Below are 22,188 nucleotides of genomic sequence, written 5' to 3'. Positions count from 1 at the left end.
CTCACAGGTCCGCGAGACGCCACGTCCACGTAACCTCGGCCGGTGGAGGTGCAGCAGACATGACCACGACCGATCCGTCCGTCGGCACGGACACGGCGGGGGGCTCGGCGCCCTTCGTCAAGAGCGTCGTCGAGCTCGACCGCGTCGTCATCCGGCTGGCCGGTGACTCCGGCGACGGCATGCAGCTCACCGGCAACCGGTTCACCAGCGAGACGGCGTCCTTCGGCAACGACCTCTCCACGCTGCCGAACTTCCCCGCCGAGATCCGCGCGCCGACGGGGACCCTGCCCGGGGTCAGCTCCTTCCAGCTGCACTTCGCCGACCACGACATCATGACGCCGGGCGACGCCCCGGACGTGTTGGTCGCCATGAACCCGGCCGCACTCAAGGCCAACCTCTCCGACCTGCCCGGGGGCGGGCTGCTGATCGTCGACGCCGACGAGTTCACGCCCCGCAACCTGGCCAAGGTCGGCTACGCCACCAACCCGCTCGAGGACGACTCGCTGGACGGCTGGCAGCTGGTCAGCGTGCCGCTCACCAGCATGACCCTCGACGCGCTCGCCGACTCCGGCCTCGGCAAGAAGGAGGCCGAGCGCAGCAAGAACATGTTCACCCTCGGCCTGCTGAGCTGGATGTACCACCGGCCCACCGAGGGCACGGTCCGTTTCCTCGAGCGGCAGTTCCGCCGCAAGCCGGAGATCGCCGCGGCCAACATCGCCGCCTTCCGCGCCGGCTACAACTACGGCGAGACGACCGAGGCCTTCGCGGTCTCCTACGAGATCAAGCCCGCCCTGATGGCGCCGGGCCGGTACCGCAACATCTCCGGCAACCAGGCGCTGTCACTGGGGCTGGTCGCCGCCGGGCAGCGGTCCGGCCTGCCGGTCTTCCTCGGCGCCTACCCGATCACCCCGGCGTCGGACATCCTGCACGAGCTGTCCCGGCACAAGTCCTTCGGCGTGCGCACCTTCCAGGCCGAGGACGAGATCGCCGGCATCGGCGCGGCGCTCGGCGCCTCCTTCGGCGGCGCGCTCGGCGTCACGACGACGTCCGGCCCCGGTGTCTCGCTGAAGTCCGAGACCATCGGCCTGGCGGTCATGACCGAGTTGCCGCTGGTGATCGTGGACGTGCAGCGCGGCGGCCCCTCGACCGGGCTGCCCACCAAGACCGAGCAGTCGGACCTGCTGCAGGCGATGTTCGGCCGCAACGGCGAGGCCCCCCTGCCGGTGATCGCGCCCCGCTCCCCCGCCGACTGCTTCGACGCGGCCCTGGAGGCCGCGCGGATCGCGCTGACCTACCGCACCCCGGTGGTGCTGCTCTCCGACGGCTACCTCGCCAACGGCGCGGAGCCCTGGCAGATCCCGGACGTCGAGGACCTGCCCGACCTGCGGGTGCAGTTCGCCACCGAGCCCAACGGGGCCACCCCCGACGGGACCCCGGAGTTCCTGCCCTACCTGCGCGACCCCGAGACGCTGGCCCGCCCGTGGGCGGTCCCGGGCACGGCCGGCATGCAGCACCGCATCGGCGGGCTGGAGAAGGCCGACAAGACCGGCAACATCTCCTACGACCCGGCCAACCACGACCTGATGACCCGGCTGCGGCAGGCCAAGGTCGACGGCATCGCGGCGAGCATCGGGCCGACCGACGTCGACGACCCGGTGGGCCCGGACGGCCGGACGGCGTCCGTCGCCGTCATCGGCTGGGGCTCGACCTACGGGCCGATCGGCGCCGCCTGCCGGCGGATCCGCCGCTCCGGCCGGTCGGTCGCGCAGATCCACCTGCGCCACCTCAACCCGTTCCCGGCCGACCTCGGCGAGGTGCTGCGCCGCTACGACCGCGTGGTGTGCCCCGAGATGAACCTCGGGCAGCTGTCGATGCTGCTGCGCGCCAAGTACCTCGTCGACGTCCAGAGCCACACGCAGGTGCGCGGGCTGCCCTTCCGGGCCGCCGAGCTCGCCGCGGCCGTGCAGGACGTCATCGACTCCACCAGCGGCGCCCCGCTCGCCGCCGACCCCGCCGGAGGCGCGGAATGACCACCATCGAGCTCGGCATGCCCGCCGAGGGCCCGATCGCCGACGCCATCGCCCGCTCCCTGGAGACCCAGGGCGAGAAGCAGACCACGCTCAAGGCGAAGGACCTCAAGACCGACCAGGAGGTGCGCTGGTGCCCCGGGTGCGGTGACTACGTCATCCTCAACGCGGTCCAGAGCTTCCTGCCCAGCCTCGGCATCGCCCGCGAGGACATGGTCATCGTGTCCGGCATCGGCTGCTCCTCGCGCTTCCCGTACTACATGAACACCTACGGCGTGCACTCGATCCACGGCCGCGCGCCGGCGATCGCGACCGGCCTGGCCGCCTCGCGCCCGGACCTGTCGGTGTGGGTCGTCACCGGGGACGGCGACGCGCTGTCCATCGGCGGCAACCACCTGATCCACACGCTGCGCCGCAACGTCAACCTGACGATCCTGCTGTTCAACAACCGGATCTACGGGCTCACCAAGGGCCAGTACTCGCCCACCAGCGAGGTCGGCAAGGTCACCAAGTCCACCCCGATGGGCTCGCTGGACCACCCGTTCAACCCGGTGTCGCTGGCCATCGGGGCGGACGCCACCTTCGTCGGGCGGGCCATGGACTCCGACCGCAAGGGCCTCACCGACGTGCTCCGGCAGGCCGCCGAGCACCAGGGCACCGCGCTGGTGGAGATCTACCAGAACTGCAACATCTTCAACGACGGCGCCTTCGACCTGCTCAAGGACCCGACCACCGGGGTGCAGTGGTCGATCCCGCTGGTCCACGGCAAGCCGCTGGTGTTCGGCCCGGACGGCGCCTCGTGCGTGGTGCGCGACGAGTCCGGCGGCCTGCGGGTGGCCGAGACCGCGCAGGTGGACGCCGACGACATCGTCGTGCACGACGCCACCCGCGAGGACCCGTCCTACGCCTTCGCGCTGTCCCGGCTGTCCAGCCAGGACCTGCGGTACACGCCGATGGGCGTCTTCCGGGCGGTGCAGAAGCCGACCTACGACCGGATGATGGCCGACCAGGTCGAGGAGGCCCGCACCTCCTCCCCCGCCGACCTGACCGGGCTGCTGGCCGGCAGCGACACCTGGACCGTGGGGGCCTAGGAGGAGGTCCCCCTGCCGGGGCGACCGATCAGGTCCGGCCGAGGACGTCGCCCAGCACCGGCAGCGCCCGGGTGAGGTCGGCACGGGGCGGGGCGGCGAAGCCGAGCACCAGCCCGGCCGGGTGCGGCCCGGGACCCGCCCAGTGGCGGGCCAGCCCGTCGAGGGCCACCCCGCGCTCCGCCGCGGCGGCGACGACCGCGTCCTCGGCCGCCCGGTCGGGCAGCGGCACCAGCACGTGCGCGCCGGCCGGATCGCCCTCGGCCGTGGCACCGCCCGCGGCCACCGCCGCCAGCACCTCGGCGCGCCGCCCGGCGAGCTCCCGGCGCAGCCGGCGCAGGTGCCGGGCGAGGTCACCGCTGCCGGCGAGCGCGGCGAACACCCGCTGGCCGGCCCGCGCCGGCCGGGTGCCGGTCGCCGTCCGCCGGGCGACCAGCGCCGCGCGCAGCTCCGGCGGCGCCACCAGCCAGCCCACCCCGAGCGTCGGGCTGAGCACCTTGCTGGTCGTGCCCAGGTGCACCGTGACGTCCGGGCCCAGGGCGGCGAGCAGCGGCAGCGGCGCGACGTCGTAGCGCAGCTCGCCGTCGTAGTCGTCCTCCAGGACCCACCAGCCCTCGGCGCGGGCCCGCGCGACCAGCGCCGCCCGCCGGGCCGCGGACAGCCGCCGGCCCAGCGGGTGGTGGTGCGCCGGCGTGCAGTAGACGGCGGCCAGGCCCGCGGGGACGGCGTCGACGACCAGGCCGTCGCGGTCCACCGGGACCGGCACCACGGTGACACCGGCGTCGCGGAGCGCACCGACCACCCGCTGGTAGCCGGGGTCCTCGACGCCCACCCGGCTGCCCGGGGGCAGCAGCCGGGCCACCTCGGCGACGGCCGCGGAGGTGCCCGCCGTGGCGAGCACCTCGCCGGGCGCGGCGGGCAACCCCCGATGGCGCAGCAGGTGCTCGGTCACCGCCCGCTGGAAGGCCGGGTCCGCGGCCGGCTCCGGGCCGTCGTCGGGCGGCCGGTCGCCGGCGGCCCGCCAGGCGCGTCGCCACGCCGCGCGGTCCAGCACCTCCAGGCAGGGCGAGCCGGCGCGCAGGTCGACCGTCCCGAGGGCCGCACCGGCCGCGGCCCGCTCCCCGGGCGCGCGCACCGGCGCCGGGGCGGCCGTGCCCACGACGAAGGTGCCCACGCCGCGGCGCCCGCCGGCCCACCCCTCGGCCAGCAGCTGGTCGTAGGCGGCGGCGGTGACGGTGCGGCTGACCCGCAGGGCGGTGGCGAGCCCGCGGGTGGAGGGCAGCCGGTCGCCGGGGCGCAGCGTGCCGTCGGACGCAGCCGCCCGCAGCGCGTCGGCCAGCTGCACCGACAGCGGCGTCCCGGACGCCCGGTCCAGCACCACCGGGGGCACCTCCACCACGACCGCACCCCCCTCCCCGAGTGGCCTGCCGCAACGGCAGCGTAGTGGCCCTGGGAGCAGGCCACCGGAGCGGGCAGGGTGGGCACCGTGGACACCGTGACACCCCTCTCCCCCACCCCCCGCAGCACCGTGCGCCGTGGCGCGAAGCGGGCCCGCACCGACCGCGCCGAGCTGCACGCCGTGCTGGACGCCGGCCTGGTCGGGCACCTCGGGGTCGTGCTGGACGGCGCCCCGGTCGTGCTGCCCACCGGCTACGGGCGGCGCGGCGACACCCTCTACGTGCACGGCTCCACCGGCGCGGCGTCGCTGCGGGCCGCCGCGGCGGGCGGACCGGTCTGCTTCACGGTGACCCTCGTCGACGGCGTCGTGTACGCCCGCTCGGCGTTCCACCACTCGATGAACTACCGGTGCGCGGTCGTGCACGGGCTCGCCCGGCCGGTCACCGACCCCGGCGAGCTCCTGCTCGGCCTGGAGGCGCTCACCGAGCACCTCGCGCCCGGGTCCTGGACGGCCACCCGGCAGCCCGACCGCCGGGAGCTGGCCGCCACGGCGCTGCTCGCCCTGGACCTCACCGAGGCCAGCGTCAAGGTGCGCACCGGCCCGCCGGCGGACGACGAGCGCGACCTGCCCGGCGGGGTGTGGGCCGGCGTGCTGCCGCTGCGGACCGAGGCCGGCGAGCCGGAGCCCTGCCCGCAGCTCCCGCCGGGCACCGCGGTCCCCGACCGCGTGCGCTACCGCGGGGTGACCCGGAGCAGCTGATCGTCGCCGTCGCCGTTGTCGGTGGTGACGTAGAGGGCGCCGTCGAGGCCCTGCTGCACGGTGCGGATGCGGCCGTACGTGCCGTCCAGCTCGGGCAGCCGGAACTGCTCGACCTGGCTGCCGTCCTCGGCCAGCCGCAGCGCCAGCACCCCCCGGCCCCGCAGCAGTCCGGCGAGCAGCAGCCCCTCGTACGCCTGCCACTGCCCGCCCTCGGCGAACGTCGCGCCGGAGGGGGCGAGCCGGGAGTCCCCCGAGACCCAGCTGGGCGGCAGGGCGCCGGGGAGCGCGAGGTCGGTCATCGGCACGTACTCGCCGTAGCCGGGGCCGACCGGTGCGAAGGCGCCGTTGCCCCCGGGCCGCAGCAGGGTCACCTCGTCGTCCCGGTCGGGGCCGTGCTCGGCGGCGAGGACCTCCCCCGAGCCGGGGCGGATGGTCAGCCCCTGGATGTTGCGGTGCCCGTAGGTCCACACCCGGGGGTCGGCGTCCGGCCGGCCCGCGAACGGGTTGCCGGGGGCGGGTCCCCCGGTGGCCGGGTCGACGCGCAGGACCTTCCCGGCGAGCGAGCCGACGTCCTGGGGGTGGTCGGGGTCGGCGGTGTCCCCGGTGCTCACCAGCAGCGCTCCGGTCGCGTCGACGCGGAGCCGGCAGCCGCCGTGCCGTCCGCTGTCCTCGTTGACCGGGATGTCGTCGACCAGCGGGTCGGCGACCCGGGTCGCCGCCGTCCAGCCCGGGTCGACGGTCCACGCGGTCACCTGCACCTCCGCGCCGCCGTCCTCCCGGACGCCCTGGCAGGTGTAGAGGCGGCGGCTGTCGGCGAAGCCCGGGTCCAGCACCAGGCCCATCAGGCCGGTCTCCCCGGTGGCGAAGAGGTCCCCGACGTCGGCGTCGAGCGCGCGCACCGTCCCGTCGGGCAGCACCGCGGTCAGCCCCCCGCCCCGCTCGTCGAACAGCAGGGTGCCGTCCGGTGCCTGCGTCACGTCCCACGGGTGGTCCAGGCCGTCGGCGACGACGGCGACGTCGAGGGCGGGCACCGGCTCGGGGATCCGGGGGGCGGCCGGGGACGTCGTCGGTGGCGAGGTGACCGGCGGGGCCGGCGAGGCGGGCGCGGTCGGCGCGGCGGCGTCGGGCTCCTCCGCGGCCGGCGCCGCACAGCCGGACACCAGGACGAGCCCGATCAGCAGGGCCGGGGTCAGCGTCCGCACCCGCCCAGCATCCCCCCGCCTTCAGCTGGTGCGGGTGACCACGTAGTCGCACAGGGCCGAGAGCGCCTCGCGGACCGGCCCGTCGGGGACGACGGCCAGCCGGGTCTGCGCCCGGTCGGCGTACTCGCGCAGCACCGCTCCGGCCCGCTGCAGGGCCGCCGACGAGCGCAGCAGCTCCAGGGCCTCGGTGTGCTCGGCGTCGTCGGTGATGGGACCGGCGACGAGCTCGCGCAGCCGCTGCTCGGCCGGGTCGTCCCCGGCGAGGGCGAACAGGGCGGGCAGCGTCGCGACGCCCTCCCGCAGGTCGGTGCCCGGCGACTTCCCGGAGGCGCCGTCCCGGCTGACGATGTCGAGCAGGTCGTCGGAGAGCTGGAAGGCCACCCCGACCTCCTCGCCGAAGGCGGTCAGCGCGGTGACCAGCTCGCCGTCCACCCCGGCGAAGGAGGCGCCGAAGCGCGCCGAGGTGGCCACCAGGGAGCCGGTCTTGTCGGCCAGCACGTCGAGGTAGTGGGCGACCGGGTCGTCGCCCGGCTGGGCGCCGACGGTCTCCCGGATCTGTCCGGTGACCAGCCGCTCGAAGGTCCGCGCCTGGATGCGCACCGCCTCGGGGCCGAGGTCGGCCAGCAGGTCGGAGGCGCGGGCGAAGAGGAAGTCGCCGGTGAGGATGGCGATGCTGTTGCTCCACCGGCTGTTCGCGCTGGGCGCCCCGCGGCGGACGGCGGCCTCGTCCATGACGTCGTCGTGGTACAGCGTGGCCAGGTGGGTGAGCTCGCAGACCACCGCGGCCTCGACGACCCCCCGTGCGTACGGGTCGCCGAGCTCGGCGGCCAGCATCGCCAGCAGCGGGCGGAACCGCTTGCCCCCGGCGGCGACCAGGTGCCCGGCGGCCTCCCGGACGAACGGGTGGTCGCTGCCCACCGCCGTGTGCAGCGCCTCCTCGACCCGCCCCAGGGAGTCCGCCAGCCGGCCGCCGAGGTCGCCGCCGGGCAGCCACGGTCCCACCGTGGAGGCCGGCGTCGAGATCCGCTGCCAGGTGTCGGTCGGGGTCTCCCCGCCGACGGCGGCGCTGGCTCCGGTCATCAGCCGACGAATCCAGCCGCCTGCTCGGCCAGGTCGAGCACCGCCCCGGGGATCACGCCCAGGACCACCGTCGCGGTGACCGTCACGGCGAGCACCAGCGTCGTCGGCAGGCCGGGGACGCCGACCGTCGGTCCGTCGGCCGCCGGCTCGGAGAAGTACATGAGCACGATGACCCGCAGGTAGAAGAAGGCCGCCACGGCACTGGCCAGCAGCGCCACGACCACCAGCGGCCAGGCGCCGTCGTCGATCGCCGCCCGGAAGACGGCGAACTTGCCGGTGAAGCCGCTGGTGAGCGGGATGCCGGCCAGCGCGAGCAGGAACAGCGCCATCACCGCCGCGGTCAGCGGCGAGCGGCGGCCCAGCCCCGCCCACTTGGACAGGTGGGTGGCCTCGCCGTCGCCGTCGCGGACCAGGGTGAGGACGGCGAACACGCCCAGCGTGGTCAGCCCGTAGGCGAGCAGGTAGAACATCGTGCCGGACACCCCCAGGGCCGTGCCGTCGGCGCCGCCGCCGTAGCCCAGCACGCCGGTGAGCAGGAACCCGGCGTGCGCGATCGAGGAGTAGGCCAGCATCCGCTTGAGGTCGGTCTGGGTCAGCCCGAGCACGGCGCCGACCACCATGGACACGATGGCGATGCCGTAGACCAGCGGCCGCCAGGTCCACTCGCTGGTGCCGAAGCCGACGTAGAGCAGCCGCAGGATGGCGCCGAACGCCGCGACCTTGGTGCAGGCGGCCATGAAGGCGGTGACCGGCGTCGGGGCGCCCTGGTAGACGTCCGGCGTCCAGGCGTGGAAGGGCGCCACGCTGGCCTTGAACATCAGCCCGACCACGAGCAGGGCCAGCCCCAGGACCAGCAGGACGCCGCCCCCGGCCTGCGCGGCGGCGGACTCCCGGATGACCGAGAGCCGGATGCTGCCGGTGGCGCCGTAGACCAGCGCCAGGCCGTAGAGGAAGAACGCCGAGGCGAACGCCCCCAGCAGGAAGTACTTGACCGCGGCCTCCTGGGACAGCAGCCGCCGGCGGCGGGCCAGCCCGCAGATCAGGTACAGCGGCAGGCTGAGCACCTCGAGCGCGATGAACATGATGAGCAGGTCGTTCGAGGCGACGAACAGCATCATGCCGCCGATGGCGAAGGTGGTCAGCGGGTAGACCTCGGTCTGCACCCGGGTCGCGGTCATCAGCTCGCGGTCGCGCGGGCTCCCCGCGGGCACCGCCGCGGCGGCGACGAACGCCGAGCGGGCGGGGTCCAGCGAGCGCTCGGCGAACATCAGCAGCGACAGCGCGCCCAGGCCGGCGATGGTCGCCTGCAGGAAGACCGCGGGGCCGTCGACGGCCAGCGCCCCGCCGGCGGTGACCTGCCGCTCGCCGGCCAGCAGCAGGGTGGTGAGCAGCCCGCCGAGGGTGCCGGTGAGGGCGACGGCGACCTGCACCGGGTGCCGTCGCTCGCGGGGGGCGAAGGCCTCCACCAGGACGCCGACGCACGCGGCACCGAAGACCAGCAGGAACGGCGCCAGGGCGCCGAGGGACAGGTCCGGGGCCTCGATCATCAGTCCGTCCCCCCGGGGGCCTCGGGCGTGACGCCGGCCGGGTCGGCCCCGACGTCGCTCATCGTCGCGGCGACCGCCGGCTCGACGAGGTCGATCAGCGGCTGCGGGTAGACGCCCAGCGCGATGACGAGCGCCACCATGGGCGCGGCGACGGCCAGCTCCCGCGGGGTCAGGTCGTGCACCCGCAGCCGGGCCGGCGCGGCCGCCGGGGCGTCCAGCGTGGCGGTGGCCGCGGTGGCCCCTCCCCCGCCGACGGGGGCCGGCGACCCGGTCCCGGGCGCGGAGGCCTCCGGCGCGGGCTCCAGCAGCACGCCGCGCGGCGGGCCGTGCATGGTGCGTTGGTAGACCAGCAGCACGTACAGCGCGGCGAGCACGATGCCCACGGTGGCCAGGACGGTGAACACCGGCCGGGTCGGGAACGAGCCGATCAGCACCAGGAACTCGCTGACGAAGCTGTTCGTGCCCGGCAGCGCCAGCGAGGCCAGCCCGGCGACGAGGAAGACGCCGGCGAGCAGCGGCGCCTGCCGGGCCACCCCGCCGTAGTCGCCGACCTGCCGGGAGCCGCCGCGGGCGATGAGCATGCCGACCACCAGGAACAGCAGCCCGGTGGAGAGGCCGTGGTTGACCATGTAGAGCACCGCGCCGGTGGTGGCCTCGGTGGTGAAGGCGAAGATGCCCAGCGCGATGAAGCCGAAGTGCGCGACCGAGGTGTAGGCCACCAGCCGCTTCATGTCGCTCTGCCCCATCGCCAGCAGCGCGGCGTAGAGAACGCCGGCGACGGCGAGGACGAGCACGTAGGGCGCCAGGTCGCGGGAGGCGTCGGGGAACAGCGGCAGGCAGTAGCGGATGAACCCGAAGGTGCCCACCTTGTCCAGGACGCCGACCAGCAGCACCGCCCCGCCGATCGGCGCCTCGGCCCCGGAGTCGGGCAGCCAGGTGTGGAACGGCACCAGCGGGGCCTTGATGGCGAAGGCCACGAAGAAGCCGAGGAACAGCAGCCGCTGCACGTCCGGGTCGATCTCGACCTGGCGCAGCGTGTCGAAGGCGAAGGTGCCCTCGCCGAGCTCGTTGGCGCTGACCACGTACAGCCCGATGACGGCGGCCAGCATGACCAGCCCGCCGACCAGGCTGTAGAGGAAGAACTTCACCGCCGCGTACTGCCGACGCGGCCCTCCGAAGCTGCCGATCAGGAAGTACATCGGGACCAGCATGGCCTCGAAGAACACGTAGAACAGGAAGACGTCGGTGGCGGCGAAGACGCCGACCATGAACGACTCGAGCAGCAGCAGCCAGGCGAAGAAGGTCCGCATCGAGCGGCGGCCGACCGGCTCGTCGCGCCAGGAGGCCAGCACCACCACCGGCACCAGGACGCCGATGAGCAGCAGCATCACCAGCGCGATGCCGTCGACGCCGAGGGCGAAGTCGACGCCGAAGTCGGGGATCCAGGGCACCGACGTGGTCAGCTGGAACCGCTCGCCGCCGACGTCGAAGGCGGCCGTCGCCAGCACGGCGAGCAGCAGCACGACCAGGCTGACGCCGAGGGCGGCCTGCTTGGCCGTCTCCTCGCGGCCCCGCGGCAGCGCGGCGACGACCGCCGCACCGACCGCCGGGACGGCGATCATGGCGAGCAGCCAGGGGAAGTCAGTCACGAGGTGGCCTCTCGGTCCGTGGAGGGGGAGCTCATCCCGTCGTCACCGCCAGCAGCGCGCCGGCGACGACCACCGCACCGCCGAGCATGGACAGGGCGTAGGAGCGGACGAAGCCGGTCTGCGTGCGGCCCAGCCGGGACGACGAGCCGCCCAGCGTGGCGGCCAGGCCGTTGACCGCGCCGTCCACCCCGCGGTTGTCGACGAACACCAGCGCGCGGGTCAGCCACTGCCCCGGCCGCATGAACAGCGACTCGTTCACCGCGTCGGCGTAGAGCGCGCGGCGGGCGGCCCGGGTGACCGGGGAGACCCGCACCGGCGGGGTCACCGGCACCTCGCGGCGGCCGACGAACAGCCAGGCGGTGACGACGCCCGCGAGCATGACCAGGGTGACCAGGACGCTCACCACGATCGGCGCCACCACGTGCTCGGCGGCCTCCGGCTCGCCGAAGACCGGGGCCAGCCACTCCTCCAGCGGGAAGGCGACCACCAGCAGGAAGCCGGCGGCCACCGAGCCGACCGCCAGCAGCACCATCGGCGCGGTCATCACCGCTGGCGACTCGTGCGGGTGCACGCCGGGCTCCCACCGCGGCCGGCCGAAGAAGGTCATGAGCATCAGCCGGGTCATGTAGAAGGCGGTCAGCCCGGCGGCCAGGATCGCCAGCCCGCCGAGCAGGTAGCCCCAGCCGTCACCGCGGTCGAACGCGGCCTCGATGATCGCGTCCTTGGTGTAGAAGCCGGACAGGAACGGGAAGCCGATCAGCGCCAGGTAGCCCAGCCCGAACGTCACGAAGGTGACCTTCATGTGCGGCGCCAGACCGCCGAACCGCCGCATGTCGACCTGGTCGCCCATGGCGTGCATGACCGAGCCGGCGCCGAGGAACAGCCCGGCCTTGAAGAAGCCGTGGGTGAGCAGGTGGGCCAGGCCGGCGACGTAGCCGATCGGCCCGAGCCCGACGGCCAGGAACATGTAGCCGATCTGGCTGACCGTGGAGTAGGCCAGCACCTTCTTGATGTCGTCCTGCGCGCAGCCGGCGATCGCCCCGATCATCAGCGTGACCGCCCCGACGGCGAGCACGACGGTCCGCGCGGTCGGCGTCGCGTCGTAGATCGGCGCGCACCGGGCGATGAGGTACACCCCGGCGGTGACCATGGTCGCGGCGTGGATGAGCGCGGAGACCGGGGTCGGGCCCTCCATGGCGTCGGGCAGCCACGCCTGCAGCGGGAACTGGCCGGACTTGCCGCACGCGCCGAGCAGCAGCAGCAGGCCGATCGCGGTGACCGTGCCGCCGGCCAGCAGGCCGATCGAGCCGAACACGCCGTCGTAGGAGACGGTGCCCAGCTGGGCGAACATCAGGAAGATCGCCAGCGCCAGCCCGACGTCGCCGACCCGGTTCATGATGAACGCCTTCTTCGCGGCGGTGGCCGCCGACGGGCGCTCGTGCCAGAAGGCGATGAGCAGGTAGGACGCCAGGCCCACGCCCTCCCAGCCGACGTAGAGGGCCACGAAGTTGTCGCCGAGGACGAGCAGCAGCATCGCGGCGACGAACAGGTTGAGGTAGGCGAAGAACCGCCGGCGCCGCGGGTCGTGCTCCATGTAGCCGATCGAGTAGACGTGGATGAGCGAGCCCACGCCGGTGATCAGCAGGACGAACAGCGCCGACAGCGGGTCGAACAGCAGGCCGGCCCGCACGTCCAGCGACCCGGTGGACATGAAGGTGAACAGCGCGACGTCCAGGCGCCGCCCGTCCAGCTGCAGCGTGCACAGCAGGCCGAGCACGAAGGCCGCGACGACCGTGCCGGTGCCGAGCAGGTGCCCCCACCGGTCGGTGCGCCGCCCGCCGAGCAGCAGGACGGCGGCGCCGGCCAGCGGCAGCGCGATGAGCAGCCAGGACGCGGCGATCAGCCCGTCGGCCGGTGCGGTCTCCATCTACCGTTCCCCGTCCCTCAGTACTTGAGCAGGTTGGCGTCGTCGACCGACGCCGAACGGCGGGTGCGGTAGATCGACATGATGATCGCGAGGCCGACGACGACCTCGGCCGCGGCGACGACCATGACGAAGAACGCCATGACCTGGCCGTCGAGGGTGCCGCTGGCCCGGGCGAAGGTGACCAGCGTGAGGTTCACCGAGTTGAGCATCAGCTCGACGCACATGAACACGACGATCGCGTTGCGCCGCACCAGCACGCCGACCGCGCCGATGGTGAACAGGATCGCGGCCAGCACGAGGTAGTAGGTGAGCGTCACGACTCCTCCTCGCCGGCGCTCGTCGTCATCGCGACGCGGCGTGCCGCGCTCATGGGTCCGCTCGCACGCTCGCTCACCTGTGCTGCCCTCCCTCGCGGCCGCCCGGGGTGTCGCTGGGCGCGGGGTCGAGGGTGCCCAGCGCCGCGTCGGGGGAGCCGAGCTGCCCGCGGCCGGTGGGACGCGGCATCTGGTCGGCCTCCTGCGGCTCGATGCCGGTCGCGAAGCTGTCCTCGGCCAGCCGGCCGTCGGGCAGCAGCGCCGGGACGGCGACGGAGTTGCCGCGGGCGAAGACGCCGGGCCCGGGCAGCGTCTGCGGCCGGTCGGTGAGGAACCGGGCCCGCGACAGCTCCTTCTGCGTGCGCCGGGTGCCGGGCTCGTGCTCGATGTGGGCCAGCACCATGGCGCCGACGGCGGCGGTGATCAGCAGCGCGCTGGTCACCTCGAAGGCCAGCAGGTAGCGGGTGAACAGCAGCGCCGCGATGGCCTCGATGTTGCTGGTCCCCGCGTTCTGCACGGCGGCCAGCCCGGTGACCGCGAGGTCCTGGGTGGCCCGGGCGATGCCGGCGCCGACCAGCCCGGCGAAACCCAGGCCGAGCACGATCGCGGCCACCCGTTGCCCGCGCAGGGTCTCCACCACCGAGTCCGACGAGTCGCGGCCGACCAGCATGAGCACGAACAGGAACAGGATCATGATCGCGCCGGTGTAGACGATGATCTGCACCGCACCGAGGAACGGCGCCTCCTGGACGACGTAGAACACGCCCAGCGAGAGCATCGTCATGACCAGCCACAGCGCGGAGTGCACGGCGTTGCGGGAGAACACCATGCCCAGCGCGCCGGCCAGCGCGACCGGCGCGAGCACCCAGAAGACGACGGCCTCGCCGGTGCCGAGGACCACCTCCGGGTTCACGGGGTCTCCACCGTCACCGGCTCGGCGGGCGAGGCGGGGTCCGGCGTCCGGATGTAGTAGTCCTTCTCGTCGTCCCCGAGCCGCATGGCGTGCGGCGGCGCCTCCATCCCCGGCAGCAGCGGGGCCATCAGCTGCTCCTTGGTGTAGATCAGGTCGCCGCGGTTGTCGTCGGCCAGCTCGAAGTCGTTGCTCATGGTCAGCGAGCGGGTCGGGCAGGCCTCGATGCACAGCCCGCAGAAGATGCACCGCAGGTAGTTGATCTGGTACACGCGCCCGTACCGCTCGCCGGGCGAGTAGCGCTCGTCCTCGGTGTTGTCCCCGCCCTCGACGTAGATCGCGTCGGCGGGGCAGGCCCAGGCGCACAGCTCGCAGCCGACGCACTTCTCCAGGCCGTCGGGGTGCCGGTTGAGCACGTGCCGCCCGTGGTAGCGCGGCTTGGTCACCTTGGGCACCTCGGGGTACTCCTCGGTGGTCACCTTGCGGAACATCTGCGCGAAGGTGACCCCGAAGCCCTGGCCCGGGCCGGGTAGCCAGCTGGTGCGCCGGGCCGGCTCGGCGCCGCGGTCCCGGGGGGCGATCTCGCGGGAGGTCTGCGCCAGCGCGTCGTGCCCGGGTGCGTGCGGGTCCGGCGAGCGGCGGTCGGGGTCACCGTGCTCGGTCATCGACGTCCTCCTCGATCGTGGTGGTGCTGCGCCGCCCGGTGCCGACCACGGCACCGTCCGGGGCGACCGCCTCGCGGCGGCGCAGCCGCGGCGACGGCGGGACGGTGAGGTCCATGGGCGGGACGGGGAAGCCGCCCTCGGCGCGGCTGGGCCCGGTGGGGCGGGCCGGCCGGCGGCGCGGCCCGGAGGGCGGCAGCACCTCCGGCTCCGCGTCGGTCGGGTGGTTGGAGCCGGCCGCCGCCTTGGTGGCCGCGATCCGGGTCGCCCGGTTGGTCGCCCGGCCGGCCAGGAACAGCCCGCCCAGGACGAGCAGCGCGATGGGCACGCCGACGAACAGCGCCACCTGCCCGGTGGACAGGTCGGCCTCCCGGGCGACGGTGCGCATGGTGGCGACGGCGAGGATCCAGACCAGCGCGGTCGGGACCAGCACCTTCCAGCCGAAGCGCATGAACTGGTCGTAGCGCAGCCGGGGCAGCGTGCCGCGCAGCCAGACGAAGACGAACAGCGCGACGACCACCTTGAGGAAGAACCACAGCAGCGGCCACCAGCCGGAGTTGGCGCCGTCCCAGATCGAGATCGGCCACGGCGCCCGCCAGCCGCCGAGGAACAGGGTCGCGGCCAGCGCGGAGACGGTGACGATGTTGATGTACTCGGCCAGGAAGAACAGCGCGAACTTCAGCGACGAGTACTCGGTGTGGAACCCGCCGACCAGCTCGCTCTCCGCCTCGGGCAGGTCGAACGGCGCCCGGTTGGTCTCCCCCACCACGGCGATCACGTAGATGACGAAGGACACCGGCAGCAGGACGGCGAACCAGCCGGGACCGGTGAACTCCAGCCCGAAGAAGGACACCGGGTTGCCGTCGGCCTGGGCGGCGACGATCTCCGAGGTGGACATGGAGCCGGCGTAGAGGAACACCGCGACGATCGACAGCCCCATGGCGATCTCGTAGCTGACCATCTGCGCCGCGCTGCGCAGCGACCCGAGCAGCGGGTAGGTGGAGCCGGAGGCCCAGCCGCCGAGCACGATGCCGTAGACGCCCATCGCCGAGCAGGCCAGGACGACGAGGACGCCGATGGGGGCGTCGGTCAGCTGCAGCGGCGTCTGCTGCCCGAAGATGCTGACCACCGGGCCCAGCGGGATGACCGAGAAGGCCAGGAACGCCGGGATGGTGGCGATGACCGGGGCCAGGAAGTAGACCGGCTTGTCCGCGAGCGCCGGCATGATGTCTTCCTTGAACGCCAGCTTCAGCCCGTCGGCGAGGCTCTGCAGGTAGCCGCGCGGACCGACCCGGTTGGGGCCGATCCGCTGCTGCATCCGGGCGACGACCTTGCGCTCGAACACGATGGCGAACAGCGTGAGCAGCACGAGGATGCCGAACACGCCGACGATCTTGATGAGGACGATCCACCAGACGTCGGTGCCGAAGTCCTCCAGCGTCGGCTGGTCGGCGGCTGCGGCGAGGACGGTCACTGGGGCCCTCCGGGGATCAGGCGGACGACGCCGCCGGGTGCGGTGCCCAGCTCGGAGCGCAGCTCGCTGCCCGGTGAGCGCATCGGCAGCCAGACCACCCGGTCGGGCATCGCGGTGACCAGCACCGGCAGGGTGACCTCGCCCATCGCGCCGCAGACGGTGACCGGGTCGCCGTCGGCCAGGCCGAGCCGGCGGGCGGTGTCCTCGCCCACGCGGGCGACCGGCGGGCGGGCGGTGCCGGCGAGCTCGGGCTCGTCGCGCTGCAGCGTGCCCACGTCGAGGAGCTGCCGCCAGGAGGCGAGCACCGCCTCCTCGCCGGTGAGCTCCGGCTCCGCCAGCGGGACGACGTCCAGGCCGGTGACCGCGGGCCGCACGGCGACCGCCCCCAGCGCGGCGAGCTCGGCGCGGGCGACCTCGGGCGCGGGCAGCCCCAGGTCGACGTCCAGCTCGTCGGCCAGGCCCTGCAGCACGCGGCCGTCGGGCAGCTGCCCGGTGCCGTGCAGGGTGGCGTCGAAGGGCCGCAGCCGGCCCTCCCAGTCCAGGTAGGCGCCGGCCTTCTCCGAGGCGGAGGCCACCGGCAGGACGACGTCGGCGTGCTCGGTGACCGCGCCGGGCAGCATCTCCAGGCTGACCACGAACGACGCCCGGGCCAGGGCCGCCTCGGCCAGGCCGGGGTCGGGCAGGTCGGCCGGGTCGACGCCGCCGACCAGCAGGCCGGCCAGCTGCCCGGACGCGGCGGCGGCGAGGATCCCGGTGGTGTCGCGCCCGGGGGCGGCGGGCAGGTCGGCCACCCCCCAGGCGGCGGCGACCTGGGCGCGGGCGCCGGCGTCGGTGACCGGCCGGCCGCCGGGCAGCAGGGTCGGCAGCGCGCCGGCCTCGACGGCGCCGCGCTCACCGGCCCGCCGCGGCACCCACGCCACGCGGACGCCGGTGGCGCGGGCCAGGGCGGCCAGCGCGGAGAACGCGCCGGGGGACTCGGCCAGCCGCTCGCCGGCCAGCACCACCGCGCCGGGCCGCCGCAGCGCGTCGACCGCCGGGCCGCCCCAGCTGCCCTCGGCCAGGGCCGCCAGCGAGCGGCCCTCCGCGCCGGGACGGGTGGCCAGCACCGTGGCGTGCAGCTTCTCCGCCGCGCGGGTGGCGAACGGGGCGAGGTCGAAGACCTGCATGCCCGCCGTGCGCACCGCCCGGCGCAGCCGCAGGAAGACGATCGGCGACTCCTCCTCCGGCTCCAGGCCGGCCAGCAGCACCACCGGCGCGGCGGCGAGGTCGTCGTAGGTGACCGCCCCGGTGGCCGGGCCGGTGCCGGCGACGTGCGCGGCGAGGAAGGCCAGCTCCTCGTGGGAGTGGGCGCGGGCGCGGGCGTCCACGTCGTTGGTGCCCAGCGCGACGCGGGCGAACTTGGCGTAGGCGTAGGCGTCCTCGACGGTCAGCCGGCCGCCGGGCAGCACGCCCACCCCGCCGGCGGCGCGGGCGGCGGCCAGCCCCTCGGCCGCCGCGGCCCACGCCTCCGGCCAGGACGCCGGCTCCAGCACGCCGTCGGCGCCCCGGACCATCGGGGTGGTGATGCGCTCGTTGGCGGTGGCGTAGCGGAAGGCCCAGCGGCCCTTGTCGCAGTTCCACTCCTCGTTGACGGCCGGGTCCTCGCGGGCCAGCCGGCGGGTGACCCTGCCGCGCCGGTAGTCGGTGCGCTGGGCGCAGCCGGACGCGCAGTGCTCGCAGACGCTGTCCTCGCTGCGCAGGTCGAACGGCCGCGCCCGGAACCGGTACTGGGCGCTGGTCAGCGCGCCGACCGGGCAGATCTGCGTGGTGTTGCCGGAGAAGTAGGACTCGAAGGGCTCGTCCTCGTAGACGGCGACCTGCTCCAGCGCGCCCCGCTCGAACAGCTCGATGAACGGGTCGCCGGCCACCTGCTGGGAGAACCGGGTGCACCGGGCGCACAGCACGCAGCGCTCGCGGTCCAGCAGCACCTCGGTGCTGATCGGCAGCGGCTTGGGGTAGGTCCGCTTGACGTCGACGAAGCGGCTCTCGGCCCGGCCGTTGCTGATCGCCTGGTTCTGCAGCGGGCACTCGCCGCCCTTGTCACAGGTGGGGCAGTCCAGCGGGTGGTTGATCAGCAGCAGTTCCATCGTGCCCTGCTGCGCCTTGTCCGCGACCGGGCTGGTGAGCTGGGTCTTCACCACCATGCCCTCGGTGACCGGCATGGTGCAGGAGGCGACCGGCTTGCGCTGCCCCTCCACCTCGACCAGGCACTGCCGGCAGGCGCCGACCGGCTCCAGCAGCGGGTGGTCGCAGAACCGCGGGACGAAGACGCCGACCTGCTCGGCGGCCCGGATGATCAGCGTCCCCTTGGGGACGGCGACCTCGAAGCCGTCGATGGTGCAGTGCACGGCGTCCGGCGGGGTGTGCGGTCCCGGGGCGCCGGGGGGTACCGCCGGCGCCGGGGTCGGGTTGGTCAGGGTCACGCCATGGCTCCCACGGGCTCGAGCCGGAGGCTGCGGCCCAGCCGGGCCTGCTCCTCCGGGGGCAGCAGGGCGACGTACTCGTCGCGGAAGTACTTCAGCGAGCTGGCGATGCAGCTGGTCGCGCCGTCACCGAGGGCGCAGAACGAGCGGCCCAGGATGTTGTCGCAGGTGTCGGTGAGCAGGTCCAGGTCGGCCGCCGTCCCGCGGCCGTGCACCAGCCGCTCGAGGATCTGGACCAGCCAGTAGGTGCCCTCGCGGCACGGGGTGCACTTGCCGCAGCTCTCGTGCGCGTAGAACTCGGTGAACCGCAGGGTGGCCTCGACGATCGAGTCGGTCTCGTCGAAGACCATCAGCGCGGTGGTGCCGAGCATGGAGCCCGCGGCGGCGACCGAGTCGAAGTCCAGCGGGACGTCGAGGTGCTCGGCGGTGAAGTACGGCGTCGACGAGCCGCCCGGCGTCCAGAACTTGAGCTCGTGGCCGGGGCGCACGCCGCCGGCCAACTCCAGCAGCTCGCGCATCGTCGTCCCCATGGGGGCCTCGTACTGGCCCGGGGAGACGACGCGGCCGCTGATCGAGTAGATCTTCGGGCCGGGCGACTTCTCCGGGCCGAACTCCTTGAACCAGTCCGCCCCGCCGCGGACGACGAACGGCACGCTGGCCAGCGTCTCCACGTTGTTGATCACCGTGGGGGCGCCGTAGAGGCCGGCGACCGCGGGGAACGGCGGCTTGAGGCGCGGCTGGCCGCGGTAGCCCTCGAGCGAGTCCAGCAGCGCGGTCTCCTCGCCGCAGATGTACGCGCCCGCGCCGGCGTGCACCAGCACCTCGAGGTCGTAGCCCGAGCCGAGGATGTCGCGGCCCAGGTAGCCGGCGGCGTACGCCTCCTCGACCGCCGACACCAGCCGGCGGTGGGCGTGCACCGCCTCGCCCCGCACGTAGATGACGGCGAAGTGCGAGCGGATGGCGTACGCGGAGATGACCACGCCCTCCACCAGGGAGTGCGGGTCGGTCATCATCGTCGGGAGGTCCTTGCAGGTGCCCGGCTCGCCCTCGTCGGCGTTGACGACGAGGTACTTGGGCATCGCGGCCGGGCCGGTCGGCGTCTCCCCCGGCTTGGGCTGCGGGATGAAGCTCCACTTCATGCCGGTGGGGAAGCCGGCGCCGCCGCGGCCGCGCAGGCCGGAGTCCTTGACGAGGGCGACCAGCTCGTCCGGGCTCATGGACAGCGCGGTGCGCAGCGCCGCATAGCCGTCGAGGCGCTCGTAGGTGGCCAGCCGCCAGGGCTGGTCGGCTCCCCAGCGGGAGGTGAGGACGGGGGTGAGGGGCACGGGGTCAGGCCTCCCGCTCGATGGACGTCCCCTGGCCGGACTGGCCGGGGTCGCGGGTGGGTGGGGTCTCGGTGCCGGCGCGCTGCCGGCCGCGCGGCTGGCCGTACTCGGCGCCGCGGTCGGGGTGGGTCTGCGCGGCGCCGGCGCGCTCGGCGGGGGTGTCGGCGGCCGCGACGCGGGCGTCGGCGGCCTCCTCCTCGGGGGTCTCCCCGTCCCGCCCGGCCGGGCGGACGGTGGCGGCCGGTTCCCCGGCGTCCGGTGCGTGCCGCTCGGTGCCGCCGGGCATGGGCGGGGCGGCCTCGCCGCGCTCGGCGGCCAGGTGCACCCCGCGCAGCGTCGGGCCCCACTCCCCCGGCGCGTCGACGGCGGCGCTGGCGGCCGCGGCGTCGGCGTGCTGGGAGAAGCCGGCCAGCTGGCGGGAGACGCCGCGGAAGTCCGTCAGCGGGGCGCCGCGGGTGGGGTGCGGCTTGTCCCCGCGGCGCAGCGCGGCGACCAGCGCGCGGGCGCCCTCGACGTCCTGCTGGTCGTAGAACTCGTAGTCGACGGTGACCACCGGCGCGTAGTCGCAGGCCGCCAGGCACTCGGCGTGCTCGAGGGTCACCGAGCCGTCGGCGGCGGTCTCGTCGTGGTGGACGCCGAGGTCGGCCGCCAGCGCGTCGAAGATCCGCTGCCCGCCGAGGACGGCGCACAGCGTGTTGGTGCACACGCTGACCAGGTGCCGGCCGGTGGGGCGGCGCTTGTACATCGTGTAGAAGGTCGCGACCGCGCCGACCTCGGCCTTGGTCAGGCCCAGCTCCTCGGCGCACAGCGTCACGCCCTCGGGGGTGACGTAGCCCTGGTAGCTCTGCACCAGGTGCAGCATCGGCAGCAGCGCCGAGCGCGGCTGCGGGTAGCGGGCCATGATCTCCCGCGCCTCGAGCCGGGCCTGCTCGGTCAGCGGCGGCAGGTCGGCGGCCGGGGGCTGCACGGGGCTGGAGTCCAGCCCCGTCGTGGCGGTCGCCTCCGGGGAACCCGGCAGCGCACTCATCGGTCGCACCCGCCCATCACCGGGTCGAGCGAGGCGATGGCGGCGATGACGTCGGCGATCATGCCGCCCTCGCTCATCGCCGCGGTCGCCTGCAGGTTGACGAAGCTGGGGTCGCGCACGTGCACCCGCCACGGTCTGGTGCCGCCGTCGCTGACCACGTGGTAGCCGAGCTCGCCGCGGGGGGACTCGATCGGCACGTAGACCTGGCCGGCCGGCACCCGGAAGCCCTCGGTGACCAGCTTGAAGTGGTGGATCAGGGCCTCCATGGACTGGCCCATGATGTGGCGGACGTGGTCGAGGGAGTTGCCCATGCCGTCCGGGCCGAGGGACAGCTGCGCCGGCCAGGCGATCTTCTTGTCCTCGACCATCACCGGGCCGGGCTCCAGCCGGTCCAGCGCCTGCGCGATGATCTTCATCGACTCGTTGACCTCGGCCATGCGGACCAGGTAGCGGCCCCACGCGTCGCAGGTGTCGGCGGTGGGCACCTCGAAGTCGTAGGTCTCGTAGCCCAGGTAGGGCTCGACCTTGCGCAGGTCCCAGGGCAGCCCGGTCGCGCGCAGCACCGGGCCGGTGATGCCCAGGGCCACGCAGCCGGTGACGTCGAGGTACCCGGCGTCCTTGAGGCGGGCCTGCCAGATCGGCTGGCCGGTGAGCAGCTTGTGGAAGTCGGCCACCCGGGCCGGCATGACCTCGAGGAACTCGCGGATGTGCTCGACCGCGCCCGGGGGGAGGTCCTGTGCCAGGCCGCCGGGGCGGATGTAGGCGTGGTTCATCCGCAGCCCGGTGATCTCCTCGAGCAGGTCGAGGACCATCTCCCGCTCGCGGAAGCCGTTGGTCATCCCGGTGAGCGCGCCCATCTCCATGCCGAAGGTGGCCAGCGCGACCAGGTGCGAGGCGATCCGGTTGAGCTCCATGACCAGCACGCGGATGGTGCGCGCCCGCTGCGGGACCTCGACGCCGAGCAGCTTCTCGACGGCCATGCAGTAGCCGGCCTCGTTGTACAGCGGGGACAGGTAGTCCATCCGCGTCACGAAGGTGGTGCCCTGCGTCCAGTTGCGGTACTCGGTGTTCTTCTCGATGCCGGTGTGCAGGTAGCCGACGACCACGCGGGCCTTGGTGACCGTCTCGCCCTCGAGGTCGAGCACCAGCCGCAGCACGCCGTGCGTGGACGGGTGCTGCGGGCCCATGTTGACGACGAGCCGCTCCTCGCCGAGCGTCTCGCTGCCCAGCGTCTGGTCCCAGTCGCCGCCGGTGACGGTGTAGACGCGGCCCTCGGTGGTCTCCCGCGAGCCGGCGTAGGGGTCGGCGGGGTTGTACGTGGTGCTCATCGGTCGCG

General features: G+C 74.3%; 17 protein-coding genes. 3 read left to right on the top strand and 14 right to left on the bottom strand.

Features of this window, described 5'->3' with window-relative positions:
• Nucleotides 1-59: 59 nt before the first annotated feature.
• On the top strand, nt 60-2,030 hold the full coding sequence (locus tag CHB98_RS00700) for a 2-oxoacid:acceptor oxidoreductase subunit alpha (protein ID WP_089303703.1): 1,971 nt from the start codon (nt 60-62) through the stop codon (nt 2,028-2,030).
• A complete protein-coding gene (locus CHB98_RS00695) occupies nt 2,027-3,118 on the top strand; it encodes a 2-oxoacid:ferredoxin oxidoreductase subunit beta (RefSeq protein WP_089303702.1) in 1,092 nt (363 codons plus the stop codon). The genes CHB98_RS00700 and CHB98_RS00695 overlap by 4 nt, the downstream gene beginning before the upstream one ends.
• A 28-nt stretch (nt 3,119-3,146) precedes the next feature.
• Here CHB98_RS00695 and CHB98_RS00690 read toward each other — a convergent pair whose 3' ends face one another.
• Nucleotides 3,147-4,514 carry an aminotransferase-like domain-containing protein gene (locus tag CHB98_RS00690; RefSeq protein WP_089303701.1) on the bottom strand — a complete coding sequence of 456 codons (1,368 nt, stop codon included), beginning with the start codon at nt 4,512-4,514 and terminating at the stop codon, nt 3,147-3,149.
• 96 nt (nt 4,515-4,610) lie between these two features.
• Here CHB98_RS00690 and CHB98_RS00685 point away from each other — a divergent pair, with 96 nt between their 5' ends.
• A complete protein-coding gene (locus tag CHB98_RS00685; protein ID WP_245820837.1) occupies nt 4,611-5,273 on the top strand; it encodes a pyridoxamine 5'-phosphate oxidase family protein in 663 nt (220 codons plus the stop codon).
• Here the strand turns inward: CHB98_RS00685 and CHB98_RS00680 are convergent.
• The 13 genes from CHB98_RS00680 to CHB98_RS00620 form a co-directional block, all read right to left on the bottom strand.
• Entirely contained in the window at nt 5,246-6,475 is a 1,230-nt protein-coding gene (locus tag CHB98_RS00680) for a PQQ-dependent sugar dehydrogenase (protein WP_089303700.1), read from the bottom strand. The two genes, CHB98_RS00685 and CHB98_RS00680, sit on opposite strands and share 28 nt — an antisense overlap.
• Before the next feature lie 21 nt (nt 6,476-6,496).
• Nucleotides 6,497-7,555: a polyprenyl synthetase family protein gene (locus CHB98_RS00675; protein WP_089303699.1), complete on the bottom strand. Its 1,059-nt coding sequence runs from the start codon at nt 7,553-7,555 to the stop codon at nt 6,497-6,499.
• Nucleotides 7,555-9,102, bottom strand: coding sequence for an NADH-quinone oxidoreductase subunit NuoN (nuoN, locus tag CHB98_RS00670; RefSeq protein WP_089303698.1), 1,548 nt, complete (start codon nt 9,100-9,102; stop codon nt 7,555-7,557). The genes CHB98_RS00675 and nuoN overlap by 1 nt, the downstream gene beginning before the upstream one ends.
• Nucleotides 9,102-10,751: an NADH-quinone oxidoreductase subunit M gene (locus CHB98_RS00665; protein WP_089303697.1), complete on the bottom strand. Its 1,650-nt coding sequence runs from the start codon at nt 10,749-10,751 to the stop codon at nt 9,102-9,104. The genes nuoN and CHB98_RS00665 overlap by 1 nt, the downstream gene beginning before the upstream one ends.
• 31 nt (nt 10,752-10,782) lie before the next feature.
• Nucleotides 10,783-12,678, bottom strand: a complete 1,896-nt coding sequence (gene nuoL / locus CHB98_RS00660; RefSeq protein WP_179224064.1) for an NADH-quinone oxidoreductase subunit L — start codon at nt 12,676-12,678, stop codon at nt 10,783-10,785.
• Between the two features lie 17 nt (nt 12,679-12,695).
• Nucleotides 12,696-12,995 carry an NADH-quinone oxidoreductase subunit NuoK gene (gene nuoK, locus CHB98_RS00655; RefSeq protein WP_089303696.1) on the bottom strand — a complete coding sequence of 100 codons (300 nt, stop codon included), beginning with the start codon at nt 12,993-12,995 and terminating at the stop codon, nt 12,696-12,698.
• A gap of 73 nt (nt 12,996-13,068) precedes the next feature.
• Nucleotides 13,069-13,905, bottom strand: a complete 837-nt coding sequence (locus tag CHB98_RS00650; RefSeq protein WP_089303695.1) for an NADH-quinone oxidoreductase subunit J — start codon at nt 13,903-13,905, stop codon at nt 13,069-13,071.
• Nucleotides 13,902-14,567 (bottom strand): NADH-quinone oxidoreductase subunit NuoI, encoded by a 666-nt coding sequence (gene nuoI / locus CHB98_RS00645; protein ID WP_281251812.1) that lies wholly within the window; start codon nt 14,565-14,567, stop codon nt 13,902-13,904. Before nuoI ends, CHB98_RS00650 begins: the two co-directional genes overlap by 4 nt.
• Nucleotides 14,551-16,038 (bottom strand): NADH-quinone oxidoreductase subunit NuoH, encoded by a 1,488-nt coding sequence (gene nuoH / locus CHB98_RS00640; protein ID WP_089303694.1) that lies wholly within the window; start codon nt 16,036-16,038, stop codon nt 14,551-14,553. Before nuoH ends, nuoI begins: the two co-directional genes overlap by 17 nt.
• Nucleotides 16,035-18,500: an NADH-quinone oxidoreductase subunit G gene (locus CHB98_RS00635; protein ID WP_089303693.1), complete on the bottom strand. Its 2,466-nt coding sequence runs from the start codon at nt 18,498-18,500 to the stop codon at nt 16,035-16,037. Before CHB98_RS00635 ends, nuoH begins: the two co-directional genes overlap by 4 nt.
• A complete protein-coding gene (gene nuoF / locus CHB98_RS00630; protein ID WP_089303692.1) occupies nt 18,497-19,825 on the bottom strand; it encodes an NADH-quinone oxidoreductase subunit NuoF in 1,329 nt (442 codons plus the stop codon). The genes CHB98_RS00635 and nuoF overlap by 4 nt, the downstream gene beginning before the upstream one ends.
• A gap of 4 nt (nt 19,826-19,829) precedes the next feature.
• Nucleotides 19,830-20,852, bottom strand: coding sequence for an NADH-quinone oxidoreductase subunit NuoE (gene nuoE, locus CHB98_RS00625; protein WP_089303691.1), 1,023 nt, complete (start codon nt 20,850-20,852; stop codon nt 19,830-19,832).
• Complete coding sequence (locus tag CHB98_RS00620; RefSeq protein ID WP_089303690.1) at nt 20,849-22,180, bottom strand: NADH-quinone oxidoreductase subunit D; 1,332 nt, start codon at nt 22,178-22,180, stop codon at nt 20,849-20,851. The genes nuoE and CHB98_RS00620 overlap by 4 nt, the downstream gene beginning before the upstream one ends.
• Nucleotides 22,181-22,188: the final 8 nt, after the last annotated feature.

Origin of the sequence: Geodermatophilus pulveris (assembly GCF_900188375.1) — a bacterium.
Classification (GTDB): Bacteria; Actinomycetota; Actinomycetes; order Mycobacteriales; family Geodermatophilaceae; genus Geodermatophilus; species Geodermatophilus pulveris.
Note: the sequence above shows the minus strand (reverse complement) of the source record. Positions and strands in the feature narration are given on the sequence as shown.